The following is a 19177-nucleotide window of genomic DNA, read 5'->3' as shown; positions in this document are numbered from 1 at the left end:
CCCCTACAGGCGTACTTTCAAATATTCGATTCTCAGAGGCTCAATTTCATCAGTGATACAGCCTCTTAATATATTAAAACGGGCTCGGCCAATCCTTAAAAGCAGGCAGTACCGTGTCTTTGTCAGACAGCAGCAGGTCTTCCAGATTGATATCGGCAACCCAGTTGATGTTCAGGTCGGGATCATTCCAGATCACCCCTACTTCAGATTCTTTATCATAGTAGTTCGTTACTTTGTACGTAAAGATCGTATCATCTTCAAGCGTAAGAAAACCATGGAGAAATCCTGGCGGTACCCATAACTGTTTGTGGTTGTCGCCAGTCAGTTCTACGCTGAAATGCTGACCAAAGGTAGGAGAGTTTTTTCTCACATCCACCGCAACATCCAGCACACTGCCCTGAATCACACGTACCAGTTTACCCTGGGCAAAAGGCGCCTTCTGTGCGTGTAGTCCGCGTAAAGTGCCTTTCTGGGAAAACGACTGGTTATCCTGTACAAAATCAGCCTCAATACCCTGTGCGGCAAAGGCCCGGCCACTAAAACTTTCGTAGAAATAGCCACGGCTATCTTTCCATACTTTTGGCTCTATGATATAGAGATCTGCTATTGGTGTTGATATAAAATTCATATAGTTAGGCTACGTACTCCATAAGAGTTCTAAAGGAAACAAATTTATCCCGGAAGCGGGTATTTAAATCTTCCTGCAAAGCAGGTTCAAACTGAGACTGATAAGTTTCATATTCTGCCATAGACTGTGCTACATATTGCGCACAGTAGGTCAGCCCTTCATTTGGAGAGTCTACTACTTTTAATAATCTGCTGGAAACAAACATGCCCGTTGCCATCACATCCGGTATATGTTCTTCCTGCATCCATTGAAGCCATGCATCCGCAGAAGCATCTTCTATAATAATGGTCACGTTGTATAATAACATGAAACAAAGATATAAACTATGATTCAATATTATCCCCACGAAGTTTCCTGAAATGCTTGCGCGCCTCTGCCGTAAACATGCTGCCCGGGAATTCAGAGATCAGCCTTTGGTACAGTATTTTGGCCTGTTCAGGTTGGTGCAGCTGCTCTTCGTACAATCCCGCAAGAATAAAGAGTGCATCATCCGTCCAGATATTTTGCTGTGGGTGGTCAATCAGTTCTTTAAGCAATGCTGCAGACTGGCTGAAATCGCCTCTCTTGATATAGATCCGTGATTTGGCCATGAGGATATCATCGGCCAGACTATTCTGGGGATAGGCCAGCGGGATGCTGTCCAGTTTTTGCAGTGCCAACTGATCATTGTTCCTGAAATGCATAAACTCCGCCGAGGCATAAAGTTTCAGGGCAAGGGTATCCGCGGCACTTTCCAAATGGTCTGAGATGAGCAGGCTCAGGTTTAAGGCATCATTGGCGATCAGCTGGGTAGTGGAGGCCTTCAGCACATCCGCCTGCGATTTGGCGTAACTGAAGTTGCCCTGGAAGAATGACAGCCTGGCCGAACGGTATTTTGCTTCGTTGCCTGTGTCCTGATTCTCGTAGTCCTTTGCTACCTGCCCGTATACAAGGATTGCCTCCCAGGGCTGTCCGGTAAGCACATAAATATCGCCCAGCTCCAGCTTAATCGCAGCGATATCTGCCGGGGCCACACCGGGCATGGTCACCGCAGTTTCCAGGGCTTCTTCGGCCTTTTCCAGATTGTGGAGGTAATAGGCCTGGATGGTGGCCCATTTTCGTAATGCAAAGAGTGTTTTTGAATTCCTGCCGTATTCTTTCAGGATCGCCTGGTACTGGTCTGCCAGTACAATAACCTCTGCTTTATCATCATTGCCCAGCAATAATGCCTGGTACCTGGCGTCTACCATGGATAAGCGGGAACTGAGATACCAGGGACTGTCCTTTCCCTTGCTCAGCAGATATTCGTAAGCCTTGATGGCTGTGTCATAAGCTTTATTGGAGATAAATACCTGTGTGTTTTCAAAGACGGCTGATCCGTCCCCTCTTGTTCTTTTATCCTGCGCAATCAGCTGCCGCAAGGCCATCTCATATTCCTGCTGCTGCAGGTACTGCCAGATCAGCAGCCTGCTGAACGATTCATTTTCCGGATCTTTCTGTATCTTTTTGAACAAGGCATTCTGAAGGTTAAGGTAGTCGGAATTGCCTTCGAAAACTGATGACAGTACAGTCTGTGCCTGCGGCAGCATTTGCGGCATGGTCTGCAGGGCATTCAGAAACTCCTGAATCAGCATGTTCTTGTCTTTTTTGTAGCGGTACAGGCTCAGCAGCTCAAAGGTAAAAGCCTGTGGATTGCCCAGGATTTCGCGGCCCTGCTGAAATACTTTGATGGCCACATCATATTCCTCAATCTGATACAGATTGTTTGCGATATCCCTGATCAGGGCCTCGTCTTTAGGAAGATTGCTCAGTACCTGATCAAAGGTCTTTGCCGCACTCTCCTGCTGTCCTTCCTCCTTATATATCCTGCCCAGTGCAATTTCATATTTGATGGAGGCAGGGTTCTGGCGGATGAGTTTTTTTGTTACTTTCTCTGCTTCCTGGTATTGCTTTGATTTGAGCAGCGCATTAAAATAGAGGCCGAAATAGGCATCGTCTTTAGTCCTTGCAAAAAGCGTTTCCAGTATTTCTGCCGCCTTTTTAAAATTCCCCTGCTGGTAATACTGCATGGCGATATCATCATCACTGGTGTCCTGGGCAACAGAAAGCAGGGGGGCAAAGGCGAAAAACAGGAGCAGGAATCTTCTTTTCATGACGCGTAGATGCTGGATGTACTAAATTAACAAAGATATCCCTATTTGCGTACTTTAAATGTTACCTCCAATTATTTCGGCATTCATTAAATATGGTTATTTTGAAATCCGCTTTCGTTGTGGCGCAAAGTAACAATATTACTGTATTACCCAATGGACAGACAGCGTTATGTATTTTTGTGTGCTATGATCTTAAACTATAGATGTTTTTTGCTTGTTTTTGTTGCTTTCTTCACCGCCTGTAAGCAAAAGGAGCAAGTGAGAATAATTCCTGTGGCCGACTTTTTTAAATCGCAGGAGAGAGGTTCTTATGCCATATCCCCGGATGGGAAATTACTTTCTTACCTCAAAGTGCAGGGTAAAAAACAGAACTTGTTTGTAGAAGATCTTAGCTCCGGAAAATCGGTTCAGGTTACTCAGCTGCAGGAAAAAAATATCAATTATTATTCCTGGGTCAGTGATGACGAGCTGATCTATTACAAGGAAAAAGGTGGTGCTGAACGCTTGTCGGATATCTTCATCATCAATAAAGAAGGCGGCGAAGAGCGAAAGCTGAGCGACAACGGCAAAAGCAGGATGCGCGTTTTAAAAGATGAGCTGATTGATGATAAGTTCCTGCTGGTTTCTTCCAACAAAAGAGACTCTACCGTATTTGATGTTTACCGTTTAAATGTAAGGGATGGTAAGATGGAGATGGCCGCCAGAAATCCCGGAAATATTACCGACTGGATCACAGATTCGCGGGGCAAGCTCAGGCTGGCCACATCCAGCGATGGCGTAAACGAAACACTGCTGTACAGAGATACAGAAACCCATGTTTTTAAGCCGGTGATCACCAATAATTTTAAAACTACCCTGAAGGCTATCGCCATCTCAGATGACAGGCCAAATATTGTATACGCGATCTCTAATGTAAACAGGGACAAAAATGCCCTGATTGAGCTGGACTGTATCACAGGTAAAGAAAATAAAGTCCTCTTCAGGAATGATACCCTCAACGTAGTGGATGCGCAGTATTCTGAGTCCAAGAAAAGGATCTCTTTTGTAGTATGCGAAACCTGGAAGAAAGAGAAGTATTACCTTGACAGCTCCGCAAAACAGCTTTATAAAAAACTGGATAAGTTGCTTCCGGGAACAGAATCACGGGTAATCGGCAGAGATAAGGCAGAGAGCACTTTCATCGTCAGGACTTTCACCGATAAAAATCCGGGTTCCTACTATCTGTATTTTGCCAACAAGGGAACCATCAGGAAACTAAGCGATTTTAACCCTTACGTAAAGGAATCCGAAATGAGCAAAATGCGGGCGGTGAGTTTTACCTCGCGCGACGGATTAAAGATACAGGGCTACCTCACGCTGCCCCTGCGTGAGTCGGCAGAGAACCTGCCGGTGGTGGTATTGCCCCATAATGGCCCTGGAATGAGAAATTCCTGGGGATACAATGCAGAAGTTCAGTTTCTGGCCAACCGTGGATACGCTGTGTTCCAGATCAATTACCGTGGTTCAACCGGTTATGGCAAATCGTTCACCGCAGCAGGTTTTAAGCAGTGGGGGGCAAAAATTAAGGACGATATTACTGACGGAGTGCAGTGGCTCATTGCAGAGAAAATCGCCAATCCCAAAAGAATAGCTATTTATGGTACAGGTTTTGGAGGATATATTGCTTTGAATAGCTTATATTCGAGTCCGGGAATGTTTGCATGCGGCGGATCTAACTCTGGAGTGATTAACTTATTTAGCTATTTAAAGTCGATACCCCCATTTTTAAAGACCAACCTGCAGATGTACTATGAGATTATCGGAAACCCGGTTACCGAGGTTGATTATATGAGGCAGGCTTCTCCGGTGTTTCACGCCGACAAGTTTAAAGTCCCTGTGTTTATTGCGCAAAGTCCCAAAGACCTTGCCGGCAATTCTGCAGAGGCCATACAGTTTGTAAAAGAGTTGCAAAAGCGGAATGTAAAAGTTACTTATCTGGAAAAGGAGTATAATGAGTCTTTTACGAAAGGAGAGGAAGTACGTCAGAAGTTATACGCCGGCCTGGAGCAATTTTTATCCGCAAATCTGTCTAAAAAATAGATAAAAACAAGAATGGCATCAGAGAGATACAGTGGTTATCGTAAAAATTTTTTATTGATCCTGACCTTTATTGTTCTGATCTCTGCCCTTTTTGTGCTGTCCCTGTTCCTGGCATACAACTTCAGCAAGAAATTTATTGAGAATGAATTTGTATCCGAAAAGGTCAAAGTGCTCGAAGAAAGTATCAAGCCATACAATGAATTCTTTACCAATAAAGTACCCGAAATATCTTATTATAACGGATACCTGGATTCTGCCACTACGTCAAAATTTGTAGATACCGTCCTCAATGATTACCCCTTTGTATCAAAGGTGATCTTTTACGATTCTGAGATCAACAACTTTTATGTAAAGGACGGGCTCAATGCACGTCAGCATTTTTCTTTTGGCCCCAAGAATATTTACCAGTTCGGGGATCTTGTGCCGCTGGACTCTGTTAAGCTCTTTTCAAAAGAGAACACAAAAAATTTCACAATAGGGGACGATTTCAATGCCCTGGGGATTAAGTTTATCTCTTATATTGCTGCTCTTGACACGACCCGGGCACCTACCCAGGATGAGCTGTTTACCAACTTCAGCATTATCCGCTCCAATAAGATCACCTATTTAAATATCCCCCGGATCGAAGATCTCAAAGTATACAAGGAGATGCTGCACAAGCAGCTTAATCCGATGCCCGTTTATCAGCAGGATATGCTATCCTTTTTCCTTGACCCCTACAAGATCAGGATTATCAATACACGGAAGAAACTGTATCAGAATATCAGGATAGAGCCGCTTACCTACGATCCCTTAAATACCTCTACAGATTATGTAGCTACCGAAATTACCCTGCCTGGTCCCTTTTCGGATTATAAGCTGTATTTTATTTCTGCCAAGTCTTTTGTAGACCAGGAAATCCTCAGCTATTTTCTGCCCATTGCCCTGCTGATCCTGTTGTTTTACAGCCTGCTGGTGCTGGTAGCTTATCTGATTTACAGGAACCTGAACATCAACCATAAGATGTTTAAACTACAGTATGATTTTGTGAATAACCTTACGCACGAGTTTAAAACGCCGGTAAGTGTAATCAAGATTGCCGGTAATAATATCAAAAGCGCAAACGCGCTGACAGAGCGCGAGCTTAAACTGTACGGTAAGATCCTGGATGAAGAGGCCGACAAGCTCAACGGGCTGATGAATAAATTACTTGCATTTACACAGATCGAAAACAAGGCCATCCAGTTAAACCGGGATGAGATCTATATTGAAGACTTTATAGAAAGCACCATAGAATCGCACCAGCTCAAACATCCTGATTTTGATGTTACCTACGAAGTTTCCGGTTTTATCACTTTTATTACTGATCCCGTGTTATTAGGCAGCCTTTTTGATAATCTGGTAGAGAACGCCTATAAATATTCGCCGCCTGAATTGAAGAAGCTTCATATCTCGGCCAGAATGATCAAGGGAAAGGTCGTATTCAGGTTTATTGATCAGGGAATTGGGATTCCGACGCCGGAAATAAATAATATATTTAAGAAGTTTTACCGAATACAAAACCAGTATAACCAGAACGGCAGTGTTGGCCTGGGGCTGGCTTTTTGCAAGGAACTGGTGGTCTTTATGAAAGGTGAGATCACCGTAAAGAGTAAAGTAAATAAAGGAACAGAATTCAAAATAGTACTGCCTTATAATAATTAATGATATGTCTAAAGGAATTAAAATACTAATAGTCGAGGATGATGAGAATTTAAGATTTTTAGTCGTACACCGTTTAAAATCGGAAGGTTACGAAGTGCTTGAAAACGGCGACGGCGAGCTTGCTGTGAAAATGATACTGGAGGAGAAACCTGACATTGTATTGCTCGACTGGATGCTGCCAGGAAAACAGGGATCAGAGGTTTGTGAAGAAGTACGCCAGAAGGGCTTTGAGAACCTGATCATCATGATGACCGCCAAGGCGCAGGATGTTGATAAGATCGACGCTTATAATTTTGGGGTGTCTGACTATGTAGCAAAACCTTTCAATATGGATGTTCTTGTGGCGATGCTGGAGAGCAAAGTTAAATTTCTGCTGAACAACGACAGGTCTGAGATCCACCGTTTCGGTGATATGGAACATCATCCAAATATCCATACGCTGTACCGTAACGGAAGAAAGATCGAGCTGACAATACTGGAGAACAGGATTTTGTTATACTTCCTGAGAAACCCCAATAAAGTGATCAACCGCGATGAACTGATGCTGGTTGTATGGGGTTATAATTCGGACGTGAATACACGCACGCTGGATATGCACATTGTACGCTTAAGGAAAAAGATAGAATTAAACCCCGATAATCCGCAGTTGTTACAAACAGTAAGAGGTATAGGATACCGCTTTAACGCAGGATAAATAGGCGCATCATCTGAGGAACAAAAGTACAGCCTGTAGTCATTAACAGGCTGTACTTCTGTTCTTTAATTTATCGGGTTTATACTTTTGCGCCCCTTTTAAGGGTAAAAACCGTAATTTCAGGTAGAATACCAACTCTTCCAGGAAATCCAAGGAAGCCATAGCCTACATTTACATACAGCTGCTGATGCTGTTCCTGGTACAGCCCTGCCCATTCCTTGTAGATATATTCAATTGGGCTCCACTGATATTTTTCTGTACGTACGCCAAACTGCATACCATGGGTATGGCCACTGAACATGGCATCGATCTGCGGGTATTTGGGCAGCACTTCTGCACGCCAGTGTGACGGATCATGCGAAAGCAACAGTTTTACAGGCAGGTCGTCAGTATCTTTAACTGCAAGTTCCATTTTCCCGTACTTGGGAAAACGGCCCATTCCCCAGTTTTCAATACCTAAAATACCGATTTCTTCGCCATCCACCTTGAGCCTCCTGTTTTCGTTCATCAGCAGGTCCCATCCCATCAGTTCGTGAGTTTTAATCACATCTTTCAGGTTCTTCGCCTTGGCAGGAGAAGCTTCTTTACCGAAGTGGTAGTCACCATAATCATGGTTTCCCAGTGAAGAGAACACCCCCAGGGGAGCTTTAACTTTACTAAAGATATCCTGGTAATCCCGCATTTCATTGGCCATATCATTTACAATGTCGCCAGTGAAAAAGATGAAATCAGGTTTTTCTCCCAGCAACATTTCTACCCCGCCTCTTACCGCCTTGGGGTTATAGAAACTGCCGGAGTGGATATCTGAGATCTGAGCCATAGTAATACCATCAAAGGCTGCAGGCAGATTAGGCAGGAATAAAGTTTTCCTCCTCACCTGATAATCGTAAGCACCAGAAACGATGCCCCAGGTAAGTGATGTCAGAGGCACTGCCGCCGCAACCATACCCGCTTTCAGCAAAAATGAAGAGCGGCTGATGGTTTCGCCCTCTGCTGCTGCAGAAGAAGCCTCAGTGATGGTCCCTCTTGTCAATTTCCTGTAGAGGAAAATCAGTCCCCGCCTCAGATCGTCTGCCAAGAGGAAAAGCAGCAGTACGATTTTGCAGGCTGTGATCAGGAAAAACGCAACCAGGATCACCGCCCGGAGGGTAAGAAAAATATTAATATATATACCTGCAAATATGCCGATAATCAGCGCAATGCTCAGTCCATAGTAAATACTGGTAAACCTCTTTTTTGCTTTTTCAGTCCAGTTTTTAAATACAGCAAGCGCAGCACTAACAAAATAATAATCGAATGCCAGGATCAGCAGGCACCCTGCAATAAGAAAGGGTAATCGGCCCATCTGTTGTTTAGTAAGTATGTATCTTGTTAATTATCTGAAGTCGGTATCTTCCTCGTCATCTTCTCCTATTTCGGTGTTAAACAAGCTGTCAAACATGTCTGAAAACCCAAATCCGCCGTCAAGGTATTTCTTGCTCAGCTGCGAATATTCTGCCAGCCCGTGCAATACAAACTCCATCAGCAGCAGCGTTTGATTGGCGCTAAGCTTGGGATGGAATTTTTTCACCAGTTCATTCAGGCCTTTTACCTGCATCAGTTCCTTTTTATACTGTACTCCGGTAAGCCCGTCAGCAATATCCAGTGTATTTCCATCCGTAAACCAGTCGGTAATCAGCTGATATGGGTTTGCGGCTTTGCTCTTTTTCGCTTTTTCGGGATCAGGGAAATAGCGGCTAAACAAGGTTTTAATTGCCTTTCCGATTAAAGTATTGGCAACTTTTGCAGGCCCTTCAAGTTCACCTTCATAAACCAGCTCAATTTTTCCGGTTACAGCAGGTATAATACCTGTTAGGTCAGACAGCCTTACAAAAGTGTTTTCTTCCCTGTTGATCAGCATTCTTCGTTCAGCAGAGCTGATCAGGTTTTCATATGCAGAAATCGTTAAACGTGCAGATACACCTGATTTCTGATCAATAAACTCACTTTTACGGGCTTCAAAAGCCACCTGCTCTACCAGGTCTTTCACCAGGCCGTCTGCTTCAACTTTCAGCTTCTGTGCTTCAGTGATCTTTGCTTCCTGGAAAGTGATTTTTCTGGAGATGGCAATTGTCTTTGGATAATGCGTAAGGATCTGGCTTTCAATCCTGTCTTTCAGCGGCGTCACGATTGAGCCCCTGTTGGTATAATCCTCGGGATTGGCTGTAAAAACAAACTGTACATCCAGCGGTAAACGTAATTTGAATCCCCTGATCTGGATATCTTTTTCCTGCAGCATATTAAATAATGCTACCTGTATGCGTGCCTGCAGATCGGGCAGCTCATTGATCACGAAAATACTGCGGTGTGCCCTTGGGATCAGCCCAAAGTGGATTACCCGCTCATCGTTATAAGTCAGTTTCAGCGTTGCTGCTTTAATAGGGTCCACATCACCTATTAAATCCGCTACCGTTACATCCGGCGTAGCCAGCTTTTCGGTATAGCGCTCAGAGCGGTGCTGCCAGCTGATCACGGTATCATCGCCATAAGTTTCTATTTCGCGCTGGGCAAACCATGAAATAGGGTTCAGCGGATCGTCAAATATTTCACTTCCGGTTACGTAAGGGATATACTCATCCAATAAGTTCACCATTAAACGGGCAATACGGGTTTTAGCCTGGCCTCTTAAACCAAGGAGCAGGATGTTGTGCCTGGAAAGGATAGCAGTCTGTAATTCTGGAATAACAGTGTCGTCATAGCCTAAAATACCTTCGAAACCAGCATCCTTATTCTGGAGCTGCTGAATAAGGTTCTTGCGCAATTCATCTTTTACTGTTAACGAAACGTAATTGGAGGCTTTTAATTCGCCAAGAGTTTTAATTGATGTATAATCCATATGATATGTATCTCCGATTAACGGACCGTTTTTCTTCTGTTTTTTATGTAATCTTCAAATATGTATTCTCCCAGACCTGTCAGTGAACTATAAAAAGCCCTTCCGCCATTGATCTGCGTAAATTCGCGTACAAACTGCTGCAGGTAAGGGTCCTGTGCAATCATAAAGGTGGTAATGGGAATATTCAGGCGTTTGCACTGTGCCGCCATATTCAGGGTTTTGTTGATCACCTTCCTGTCCAGACCCATACTGTTCTTGTAGTAGCGGCCATTTTCTTTGAGGCAGGTTGGTTTCCCGTCGGTGATCATAAAGATCTGTTTGTTATGTGTTTTGCGGCGGCGGAGCAGATCTGCTGCCAGTTCCAGTCCGGCAAAAGTATTGGTATGATAAGGTCCCACCTGCAGATAGGGAAGATCTTTAACCGTAATTGGCCAGGCATCATTTCCAAATACCACAATATCCAGTGTATCTTTCGGATATCTTGTTTTGATCAGCTCAGCAAGGGCCATGGCTACTTTTTTGGCAGGAGTGATCCTGTCTTCGCCATAGAGGATCATGGAGTGGGAAATGTCAATCATCAGCACGGTAGAAGTAAGCGTTTTAAAGTCTTTTTCTTCCACTTCAAGATCGCGCTCGGTCAGCGTAAAATTGCCTATACCGTGATTGATCTGTGCATTCTGGATAGAGGCGGTCATATCAATCTGGTCCAGGCTGTCACCAAAAGAATATTCACGGCGGTCGGCATTTTTCTCTTCGCCGATGCCAGACAGGTTGCTGTTGTGATTTCCCTTGCCGGCCTTTTTCAGTTTACCAAAGATCTCTTCCAGGGCAGATTTACGAATGGTCTGCTCGGTTTTCGAAGTGATCTCCATCTCGCCATCCTTGGGGTTTTCTTTGATATAGCCTTTATCTTTCAGCTCGTCAATAAAATCGCCCATCCCATAGTCGCCATTGGTAAACTTATACTGTTTATCCAGTTCATTCATCCAGGCGAGGGTCTCGCCTGCGTCTCCTGCTGTATAATTCAACAATTGTGTGAATAGTTTTAGCAGTTCATCAAATCCGCCTTTTGGCAGGTCGTCGGCTTGAAAATCAGAAAAATGGAAACCTCTCATATTCTTATATTAACGGTATATCGAAGGTAAAAGTTTGCTGCCGTACTAATGTTACCTGCTTGTAAAAATACTTCAGGCAAATTAGTACGGATAACCGTTGCTGGAAAGATGACAGAGGAGCCAGTGTGGCTAGTGCCTTGGATATCCTTTAGCAAGTGCGCGGTCTGCACGCTTAATGGCCAGTTTTTCCCTGAAGGTAGCATATGGTGCTTTCAATGCCATCTTCAGTAAGCTGTCAAGCCCACCTTTGATGGCCAGGTTGAACAGGCTCTGTGCCTTTCGCACCGGCGAAGCGTCCCAGGCCCGCAGGCTCAGCGAGAATGAGCCGTCAAGATATTTCATCCAGTGCCACATGCCTGTTGGCATAAACAGCGTATCGCCGTGCTCCAGGAAAACTTCGTAGCCTTCCACACCTTCCAGTGCGGGGAATTTTTTAAAATCAGGATTGGCTACATCATAGTCTTCCAGCGCATAAGTAGCGTTGGGAATACAATAAAGACGTTCTTTCCATTTATTATCGAAGAGTATAATGTGTTTTCTGCCGCCAAAGTGTGTGTGGAAAAGATGCGGCAGATCTATATCGTAATGCAGAAAGGTAACAGAATTGGAGCCTCCAAAAAACATCGCCGGCATACTTTCAATAAAACCGCCCATCAGGTCTTTTGGCAGGATGATATCATTGATCAGGCTCGGTACATGCTTAAAGAGGTTAAAGAAAAATATACGCAGCTCTGTAGGCTCCCTTTTGATCAGGTCAAGATAATCTCCAAAGCGCATATGTGCTGCCGCAGAATTGATCGGTTTTGAGGGGTCAACTTTAGCATTGTCATACAGGGGCACTTCAAGTCCCCCGGCGATTTCCTTCAAATACTCAGTAGTCCATTTATCCCTTGCAGGCCAGATTTTTGTTAAGCCCTTAATGATCAGTGGCTTCCTTGGATCTAAATAGTTCTTTTTAAAATCAGCCGGACTGATGCTCTCAACGGTATCTACTGGCTTAAGGATGAAGCTCATAATAGTGGGAAATCTTGTTAGAGAACAAAAGTGTAAATTAAAATCTATTTATTTAAATAAAAAGGAACAGCAGCTTTATTTATTGAGGAAGATGACTCTCTAGTGCTTTATTGGCTTTCTTTATTGCCATGCGCTCTTTCCAGGCCATATATTTCTCCCTGAAATTACCTTTCATAAAGTCATCAAATTTGCGTTGTACAGTCAGGTTATAGAGACTTTTGGCCTTTACCGCCCATGATTTGTCCCAGGCACGGAGGCTGATGGAAAAGGAGCCGTCCAGGTATTTCATCCAGTGCCAGTAACCGGTGGGCATAAACAGCGTATCACCGTGCTCAAGATAGGCCTCAATTCCCTTTACACCTTTCAGTGCAGGAAACTTATCGAAATCGGGATTCTCCACATCGTAGTCCTCCAGCGCGTAGGTGGCATAGGGAATCTGATACAGGCGCTCTTTCCATTTGTTCTCAAACAGGATCACATGTTTTCTGCCGTTAAAATGTGTATGGAAAATATGTGCCATGTCAATATCGTAATGCAGGAAAGTTACCGATCCTTTGCCGCCGAAGAACATATTTGGATAGCTGTCCAGAAATCCGCCCATCAGGTTTTTGGGAGCGATATAATCATCCAGCAGTTTAGGGGCATGTTTAATCGGATCAAAAAGAAAAATACGGAGATCTGTAGGTTTAGTTCTGATCAGGTCTATATAATCGCCGAATTTCATTTCGGCTGCAGAGGCATTGATGGGCTTGGATGGGTCAGCCTTGGAGCTGTCATATAAAGGGACCAGCTGATCGCCGACAACAGTTTTCATATAGTCCATAGACCATTTTTCGTACGCCGGCCAGTTTTTAGCCATGTTTTTAATCACCAGCGGCCGGCGTGCATTAAGATAGTTTTTCTCAAAATCTTCTTTAGAAATGTCATCAACGCAATCAATCTGAGATAAGTCAAACTTCATGTTAATATAATGTTAATTCATGTAAAATTATATAAAAATAGAGATAGCAATCAACAGTAGTGTTGATAATTCAAAAATTCTGACAATAAAAAAACACAGCTATCTTAGCTGTGTTTCTTGGGATTGCCCGTTGTTATTTTTGAATTAGTTTGGCATTAAAACCGTGTCTATGACATGGATAACACCGTTTTTTTGCATTACGTTAGCGATGGTTACTGCAGCTGAATTACCTTTTTCATCAGTTAAAACCAGCTTGTCGCCTTCCATTGCAGCCCAAAGTTTTCCACCAGACACTGTAGTGAGCTCTGCTTTTCCATTACCCGCTTTAATCGCTTTGGCAATAGTTTTAGCATCCATCTTTCCGGCTACCACGTGGTAGGTAAGTATTTTAGTAAGCATTGCTTTGTTTTCTGGTTTTACCAGTGTTTCTACCGTTCCGGCAGGTAATTTATCAAAGGCTGCGTTTGTTGGTGCAAAGACTGTAAAAGGCCCTTTGCTTTTTAAAGTCTCTACCAGGCCGGCTGCTTTAACTGCGGCTACCAGCGTAGTGTGGTCTTTTGAATTAACTGCATTGTCCACAATGTCTTTTGTCGGGTACATTGCTGCACCGCCAACCATCGGGTTTTTCTGAGCGTAAACATTTGATGAGAAAGCCATAGCTACTACGGCAATTAGAGGCAAGATTAATCTTTTCATAATTTGGTGTTTGATTTTATGCGAAAAGATACGTTGGAAAATTACGCTTGGTTTTCTATGGGTTAACGATCAGATATACTGTTTGTTATGCCTATTTCTGTTCGTCGATCAGGAATAATTCCGAAGCAATATAGTCGGCAAACAGCTTACCGTCCTGTGTAAGCGTCAGCGTGCCGTTCTTATTTTCCAGCCAGTTTCTGCGGATAAAAGTCTCACTGTTTTCAATGGTATCATTCAAGAACTCCTTGCCAAAATCTCTTTCGATTTTACTTAAATCAGTTCCCCACATGGTACGCAGCGAAGTCATTACATATTCATTAAACCGGTCGTAGATATCCAGTTCTTCCACTGTTTCTGCCAGTTTGCCGGCGGCAATCTGAGTCATGTATTTTGCATTGTTTGCAATGTTCAGGTACCTGGTATTTCCGTTAAAACCATGGGCTGATGGGCCGATGCCCAGGTAGGGGATGCCCCGCCAGTAATTGGTGTTGTGTACGGCGTGTTTGCCGGGCAGGCTGAAATTGGAGATCTCATAATGATCAAAACCCGCCATGCCGCTTTTTTCAATCAGTGAAATAAACTGTGCGGCGCTTTGCTCATCATTTACAGGAACCTGTTTTCCCTTTTTAATGGCGGCCGCAAGAGCGGTCCTGGGTTCAACGGTAAGCGAATAGGCAGACAGGTGCGGTACCTGTAAACCAATTGCCTTACGGATATTGCTGTGCCACTTTTCATCTGTCAGCAGGGGATAACCGTAAATGAGATCAATGCTCAGATTTTCAAACCCTGCATCCTGGCTGCGCATGATGCAGGAATCGGCTTCAGCAGCATTGTGTGCCCTGTTCATCCAGATCAGGTCTTCGTTAAAAAAGGACTGTATGCCAATACTAAAGCGGTTAACGGGAAGCTGCCGGAGTATGGCAATCTTTTTTGCATCCAGATCGTCCGGATTGGTCTCTATGGTGATCTCTGCGTCCGATGCGACAGAGAAATGGGTAGTCAGGGTGTTGAATATTTTCTCAAAAGATTTTTGTGGCAGGATGGAAGGGGTTCCCCCGCCAAAATAAATACTGCCCACCTGATCGGTGATCCTGTCCTTTTTCATGATGATTTCTGTGCAGATGGCATCAGTCATTTCATCCACATACTGCAACGAAGTACTGAAATGGAAGTCGCAATAGTGACAGGCTTGCTTACAGAAAGGGACATGAATATAAATTCCGGACATATTACAAAGCTAGCTTAAATGGTAATGGAGCAATATAGATTATCGTTGTTATTCGCTTCATTTTCAACTATTAAAGTGTTTTACTGTTATTTTCATCTATTGTATTTTATGGTAGTTTTCGTTATTTTTGTTACTCATTTGTTACTCGTTCACTTTTTTGAGTAACACGAGTAACAAAATATTGTTAAACCTTGAAAATCGTATTGTCATGGTAAAGGTAAGGTATAAAAAATTGGCTAGTGGAAAGTTTAGTGCGTATTTGGATATTTATTCGAATAATAGTGGTGAGGGGCCACGCAATTATGAATTTCTCAAAATATATGTATCCAAGGACTATTCTGATCCCAAAACAAGGGTCGCCGAAACCGACAAAGATAACATGAAGGTGATAAATGCCATCAGGAATTCCAGGGAGACTGACACAAACTTTTCTGAGAACGGTTATAAGAAGCCAGGCAAAACCGATTATAATTTGATCAACTATTTTCGGCAATGCCTAAAGAGCAAATATAATTACAGGTTGGAATGTGTCACGATTCAACTTGAAAAATACTACGGGAAAAGAACAGTATACTTTCAGGATGTCGATAATGAATTATTGGATATTTTTCAAACCCATCTACTTAACACTGTTTCGCAAAATACAGCAAACTCTTACATGTGTACTTTCCGCCAATTTTTCAATAAGTTGGTCACTAAGGGTATTTTAAAGACTTCACCATTTTCCACATTTAAAGTTGTGAGTGAAGCAGAAGTTGAAAAAACCACCCTGACAATTGAAGAGGTTAGGGCTCTTGCTGAGTATACTCCCAATAGAGGTAATCCTCAGATAAAGGAAGCCTTTTTGTTTTCATGCTTTACGGGGTTAAGACTGTCCGATGTGAAGAAATTTACCTATGATGAAATCGTTGGCGATGAAATTGTTTTTCGTCCTGCTAAGACATCAAAGAAAATTGTTCGGGTGCCATTAGTTGATGATGCTAAAGTTATTATTGCCAGCCTTCCCAAGCATCCAAAGAACTTAAAGGTATTTTGGAATTTGCCGTCCGGCCAAGTAATCAATACTTATTTAAAGTTTTTTGGTTTAGGGGCAGGGATACAAAAAAATCTTCATTTTCATGCTGCCAGACACACATTTGCCACAATTGGTTTAACTTATGGCATCGATATATACACAATGAAGGAGCTGCTTGGGCACAGTAAAATTGAGATGACCCAGATATATGCGAAAATTGTAGACCAGAAAAAAGTGATGGAGATGGCTAAATTCCCAAAACTCTGATTATGAAAAAGATATTTTTTGAAATTGGCTTGGTAATTATCTTTTCACTGATTTATTTGCTTTTTCCAACAGTACGAATAGCTTTAATAATCGCATTTAGTTGTTTGGCGATTTGGATTGTGCCAGTACAATTATTTCTCTCGATAAACTTGCAGAATTGGTTGAATGAGTTAGGGGGACGCTTCCACAAACTTACTCCAGATGATCGCTTGATGCAAATAAGGGAGACTTTTAAAGGTTTGGATCACATAGATGCAAGTAAGCTTCGTAGATTTTATATTCATGTCAGCGTGTTTCATTATGTATTAATGATCTTCTTTGCCCTTGGCTTTTTAACGATGGGGATATTTTTTTTATTTCTAGGGGTTTTATTTCCAGGTCCGAATATGGCTGCAATCAGTCTGGTTGGCTTCGTTGTTACTAGTATTGTAGGCTACTTAGTAGTTAATAATGTATTTCCCGGGAGTGTCAAGAAAAATATTGATGCTGTTTTGTTCTTGTTTTGGAGTAAAGATTGGCGTAGGAAGTTGTTTGATGGCACAGAAGGGGAGGAAACTTCCGATTCCATACTTCGTAATTTCTTTAGTTATTGGTGCGTAGGAAAAACGCGAGAGGAAAAAGAGATAAATTTTAGAACATTTATTAATGACTTAAACACTGCTAGTACAAATGGTCAGTTGTTCACTATTAAGGATGATGGTAAAATCCTAATTAACGAGGTCGCATACGCAGGATCATTTAACAAATCTTTTTCGGGCTTCTTGAAGTATTGCATTGAGGAGAGGAAAGTGCTTTCTAGCGATATTCTCCATAACAAGAAAAGACATTTATTGAGGGAAGTTTTTGCACTGGATAACTCAAAATCTTTGATCTTCCTTGAAGATAGCCGTATGAAGGCCGTCAGTGATGACTACGTAAAGGTCTATAGGGTTAAATAAAAATACCTAGTAAATCACTATTGTAACTAAATTAACATGGAACCTTTTATTAGATCATTCGATATCGAACAATCGTTCGTATAGGTTTATTTTCTTCTATTTTTTTGCTTTCGTTAACCAAATCGGAGGTAAAATGAATATCAATGAAAACACAAGGTTAATAGATTTAAAAGTCTCTGATCTATTAATCATTCTTAAACAAACAAATCCAGCTGTAGAGGATAATCCCCCTGCTGTAGCACTCCCTGGCGATGATGAGATTGGCGGTTATGAAATAGCCGAAAAGGTGACGGGTTACGCTCGGCAGACGCTGTATCAACTAAAATCAGAAGGTAAAATTCCTTATATCGGATTACCGAATGGTGGTGTTAGGTTCTCAAAAAATGCCATTTTGGAATGGCTTTTATCTCACAGAAAGTTAACTGATGCTGAGGTGGCAGCGAAAGCAGAAGATTTTGTTCTGAAACGTAAATTGCGGAGGAAGTGAGGGATACAATGGAACATACACGCCCTTACATCCGCATAGGCACCAGTTATTACAAAACTGTTAGAAAGCCCTTGGCTTCAGGAGATGCAATGGTTATGCTCATCCCTTGGTCAGCAGAGTGCATCAAACAGGATCATGGAAAAAGCTATCTGTCCGAAATAGAAAAGTATGATGGCTTCTGCTTTGTTCCCAGCCATTTAAACTATCAGCGGATCGTTGAGAATTTCTATAACCGTTATTATCCTTTTAAGCACAAGGCTAAAGAAGGTGATCCTGTTAACAGTCTTAACTATCTCCGGCATATATTCGGCGAGCAGCTGGAGTTTGGCCTCGACTATTTAAAGCTCCTTTTGGAACGGCCTATGCAAAGACTTCCAATCCTATGTCTGGTCAGCACCGATCGTAATACAGGGAAAACGACATTTTTAAATTGGCTTAAAGCCATTTTTGGAGACAATATGACGATTAACACCAATGAAGATTTTCGTTCCAATTTCAATGCGGAATGGACGCAAAAGTTATTGATTGGTGTTGATGAAACTTTCCTTGAACGGCGAGAGGACTCAGAGCGCCTCAAGAACCTGAGTACGGCCACTTTTTACAAAACCGAGGCTAAGGGGATGGATCGGCAGGAAACTGAATTTTTCGGAAAATTCATCCTTTGTAGTAATAACGAAGATAACTTCCTGATCATTGACCCAGGTGAAACAAGGTACTGGATAAGAAAAATTCCGGTGCTTATGTCTGATAACCCACATCTGTTGGCAAAGCTGAGAGAAGAAATTCCCATGCTGGTACACTACCTGACGAAACGGAAGATGACCACCAACAACCAGACCAGGATGTGGTTTAGCCCGGAGCAGATTTTTACACCAGCGCTGAAAAAAGTAATTCGGCAGAACAGGGTGAAACTGGAGGTGGAGCTTGCGGGGGTGCTATTGTCAATAGTCGACGATCAGGAATTGAAAGAGATCAGCTTTTGTATCGGCGATGCCCAGGGATGGCTTAACCGCAGAGGTATCCGAAGCCCTGATACGCCCTCGATTAGAAGAATACTGCAAAACGTATGGAATCTAAAACCTGCTTCTAATTCCAATGCCTATATGCAGTACAAATTTTCTACGGAAGGAAATATATATGAGCAGGCCAGTAAAGGTAGATTTTATACGCTGGATATGGAAACCATTTTAAAACTAAATGATAGTTGATGACTTGATGATAAGTAATATAATTGGCTGAATATGAATAAAATAACCATCATCAATACCTCATCAACTCTTCATCAAAAAAAGTTGCTGATGAAGAGAAAATGATAAAATTAAAAATGATGATGCGTTTGATGAACATTTGATGAACCTGCAATAA

The 19177-nt window shown here is 42.6% G+C and carries 17 protein-coding genes; 7 read left to right on the top strand and 10 right to left on the bottom strand.

Features of this window, described 5'->3' with window-relative positions:
* Positions 1-73: 73 nt before the first annotated feature.
* The 3 genes from rfbC to FN831_RS15995 are packed head-to-tail and all read right to left on the bottom strand — an operon-like array spanning position 74 to position 2760.
* Entirely contained in the window at positions 74-628 is a 555-nt protein-coding gene (gene rfbC / locus FN831_RS16005; RefSeq protein WP_142529199.1) for a dTDP-4-dehydrorhamnose 3,5-epimerase, read from the bottom strand.
* 4 nt (positions 629-632) lie between these two features.
* A complete protein-coding gene (locus FN831_RS16000) occupies positions 633-935 on the bottom strand; it encodes a DUF4286 family protein (protein ID WP_142529198.1) in 303 nt (100 codons plus the stop codon).
* Positions 936-951: 16 nt separating this feature from the next.
* The gene (locus FN831_RS15995; protein ID WP_142529197.1) at positions 952-2760 is read right to left on the bottom strand and encodes a tetratricopeptide repeat protein; all 1809 of its coding nucleotides are present in this window, start codon (positions 2758-2760) and stop codon (positions 952-954) included.
* Positions 2761-3018: 258 nt separating this feature from the next.
* On the opposite strand from FN831_RS15995, the gene FN831_RS15990 reads away from it, so the two are divergent.
* From FN831_RS15990 to FN831_RS15980, 3 genes are read left to right on the top strand one after another with little or no spacing between them, the layout of a single operon-like run.
* Positions 3019-4839, top strand: a complete 1821-nt coding sequence (locus tag FN831_RS15990) for a S9 family peptidase (RefSeq protein ID WP_246101568.1) — start codon at positions 3019-3021, stop codon at positions 4837-4839.
* Between the two features lie 12 nt (positions 4840-4851).
* On the top strand, positions 4852-6522 hold the full coding sequence (locus FN831_RS15985; RefSeq protein WP_142529195.1) for a sensor histidine kinase: 1671 nt from the start codon (positions 4852-4854) through the stop codon (positions 6520-6522).
* A gap of 4 nt (positions 6523-6526) precedes the next feature.
* Positions 6527-7216, top strand: a complete 690-nt coding sequence (locus FN831_RS15980; protein WP_142529194.1) for a response regulator transcription factor — start codon at positions 6527-6529, stop codon at positions 7214-7216.
* Between the two features lie 79 nt (positions 7217-7295).
* Here the strand turns inward: FN831_RS15980 and FN831_RS15975 are convergent, their stop codons facing one another.
* The 7 genes from FN831_RS15975 to hemW form a co-directional block, all read right to left on the bottom strand.
* On the bottom strand, positions 7296-8561 hold the full coding sequence (locus tag FN831_RS15975) for a metallophosphoesterase (RefSeq protein WP_142529193.1): 1266 nt from the start codon (positions 8559-8561) through the stop codon (positions 7296-7298).
* 30 nt (positions 8562-8591) lie between these two features.
* On the bottom strand, positions 8592-10091 hold the full coding sequence (locus tag FN831_RS15970) for a sigma 54-interacting transcriptional regulator (RefSeq protein WP_142529192.1): 1500 nt from the start codon (positions 10089-10091) through the stop codon (positions 8592-8594).
* 17 nt (positions 10092-10108) lie between these two features.
* On the bottom strand, positions 10109-11206 hold the full coding sequence (locus tag FN831_RS15965; RefSeq protein WP_142529191.1) for a vWA domain-containing protein: 1098 nt from the start codon (positions 11204-11206) through the stop codon (positions 10109-10111).
* A 129-nt stretch (positions 11207-11335) separates the two neighbouring features.
* Positions 11336-12220 carry a cupin-like domain-containing protein gene (locus FN831_RS15960; protein WP_142529190.1) on the bottom strand — a complete coding sequence of 295 codons (885 nt, stop codon included), beginning with the start codon at positions 12218-12220 and terminating at the stop codon, positions 11336-11338.
* A gap of 79 nt (positions 12221-12299) precedes the next feature.
* Entirely contained in the window at positions 12300-13181 is an 882-nt protein-coding gene (locus FN831_RS15955; RefSeq protein WP_142529189.1) for a cupin-like domain-containing protein, read from the bottom strand.
* Positions 13182-13325: 144 nt separating this feature from the next.
* Positions 13326-13877 carry a fasciclin domain-containing protein gene (locus FN831_RS15950; RefSeq protein WP_142529188.1) on the bottom strand — a complete coding sequence of 184 codons (552 nt, stop codon included), beginning with the start codon at positions 13875-13877 and terminating at the stop codon, positions 13326-13328.
* A gap of 91 nt (positions 13878-13968) precedes the next feature.
* Positions 13969-15105, bottom strand: coding sequence for a radical SAM family heme chaperone HemW (hemW, locus tag FN831_RS15945; RefSeq protein ID WP_142529187.1), 1137 nt, complete (start codon positions 15103-15105; stop codon positions 13969-13971).
* 208 nt (positions 15106-15313) lie between these two features.
* Here hemW and FN831_RS15940 point away from each other — a divergent pair, with 208 nt between their 5' ends.
* The 4 genes from FN831_RS15940 to FN831_RS15925 all read left to right on the top strand — a co-directional run bounded on the left by FN831_RS15940 (position 15314) and on the right by FN831_RS15925 (position 19020).
* Positions 15314-16387 (top strand): site-specific integrase, encoded by a 1074-nt coding sequence (locus tag FN831_RS15940; protein ID WP_142529186.1) that lies wholly within the window; start codon positions 15314-15316, stop codon positions 16385-16387.
* Between the two features lie 2 nt (positions 16388-16389).
* On the top strand, positions 16390-17325 hold the full coding sequence (locus FN831_RS15935; RefSeq protein ID WP_142529185.1) for a hypothetical protein: 936 nt from the start codon (positions 16390-16392) through the stop codon (positions 17323-17325).
* A gap of 133 nt (positions 17326-17458) precedes the next feature.
* Entirely contained in the window at positions 17459-17812 is a 354-nt protein-coding gene (locus FN831_RS15930) for a helix-turn-helix transcriptional regulator (RefSeq protein ID WP_142529184.1), read from the top strand.
* An 8-nt stretch (positions 17813-17820) separates the two neighbouring features.
* Positions 17821-19020, top strand: a complete 1200-nt coding sequence (locus FN831_RS15925) for a primase-helicase family protein (RefSeq protein ID WP_142529183.1) — start codon at positions 17821-17823, stop codon at positions 19018-19020.
* Positions 19021-19177 lie beyond the last annotated feature (157 nt).

The organism is Pedobacter westerhofensis, from assembly GCF_900182595.1.
In the GTDB taxonomy this organism is placed as follows: Bacteria; Bacteroidota; Bacteroidia; order Sphingobacteriales; family Sphingobacteriaceae; genus Pedobacter; species Pedobacter westerhofensis.
This window is presented reverse-complemented; position numbering and strand designations above follow the sequence as displayed.

Coding starts and splice junctions, on each gene's coding strand:
- rfbC (WP_142529199.1), bottom strand. CDS start 628: ATGAATTTTATATCAACACCAATAGCAGATCTCTATATCATAGAGCCA.
- FN831_RS16000 (WP_142529198.1), bottom strand. CDS start 935: ATGTTATTATACAACGTGACCATTATTATAGAAGATGCTTCTGCGGAT.
- FN831_RS15995 (WP_142529197.1), bottom strand. CDS start 2,760: ATGAAAAGAAGATTCCTGCTCCTGTTTTTCGCCTTTGCCCCCCTGCTT.
- FN831_RS15985 (WP_142529195.1), top strand. CDS start 4,852: ATGGCATCAGAGAGATACAGTGGTTATCGTAAAAATTTTTTATTGATC.
- FN831_RS15980 (WP_142529194.1), top strand. CDS start 6,527: ATGTCTAAAGGAATTAAAATACTAATAGTCGAGGATGATGAGAATTTA.
- FN831_RS15975 (WP_142529193.1), bottom strand. CDS start 8,561: ATGGGCCGATTACCCTTTCTTATTGCAGGGTGCCTGCTGATCCTGGCA.
- FN831_RS15970 (WP_142529192.1), bottom strand. CDS start 10,091: ATGGATTATACATCAATTAAAACTCTTGGCGAATTAAAAGCCTCCAAT.
- FN831_RS15965 (WP_142529191.1), bottom strand. CDS start 11,206: ATGAGAGGTTTCCATTTTTCTGATTTTCAAGCCGACGACCTGCCAAAA.
- FN831_RS15960 (WP_142529190.1), bottom strand. CDS start 12,220: ATGAGCTTCATCCTTAAGCCAGTAGATACCGTTGAGAGCATCAGTCCG.
- FN831_RS15955 (WP_142529189.1), bottom strand. CDS start 13,181: ATGAAGTTTGACTTATCTCAGATTGATTGCGTTGATGACATTTCTAAA.
- FN831_RS15950 (WP_142529188.1), bottom strand. CDS start 13,877: ATGAAAAGATTAATCTTGCCTCTAATTGCCGTAGTAGCTATGGCTTTC.
- hemW (WP_142529187.1), bottom strand. CDS start 15,105: ATGTCCGGAATTTATATTCATGTCCCTTTCTGTAAGCAAGCCTGTCAC.
- FN831_RS15940 (WP_142529186.1), top strand. CDS start 15,314: ATGGTAAAGGTAAGGTATAAAAAATTGGCTAGTGGAAAGTTTAGTGCG.
- FN831_RS15935 (WP_142529185.1), top strand. CDS start 16,390: ATGAAAAAGATATTTTTTGAAATTGGCTTGGTAATTATCTTTTCACTG.
- FN831_RS15930 (WP_142529184.1), top strand. CDS start 17,459: ATGAATATCAATGAAAACACAAGGTTAATAGATTTAAAAGTCTCTGAT.
- FN831_RS15925 (WP_142529183.1), top strand. CDS start 17,821: ATGGAACATACACGCCCTTACATCCGCATAGGCACCAGTTATTACAAA.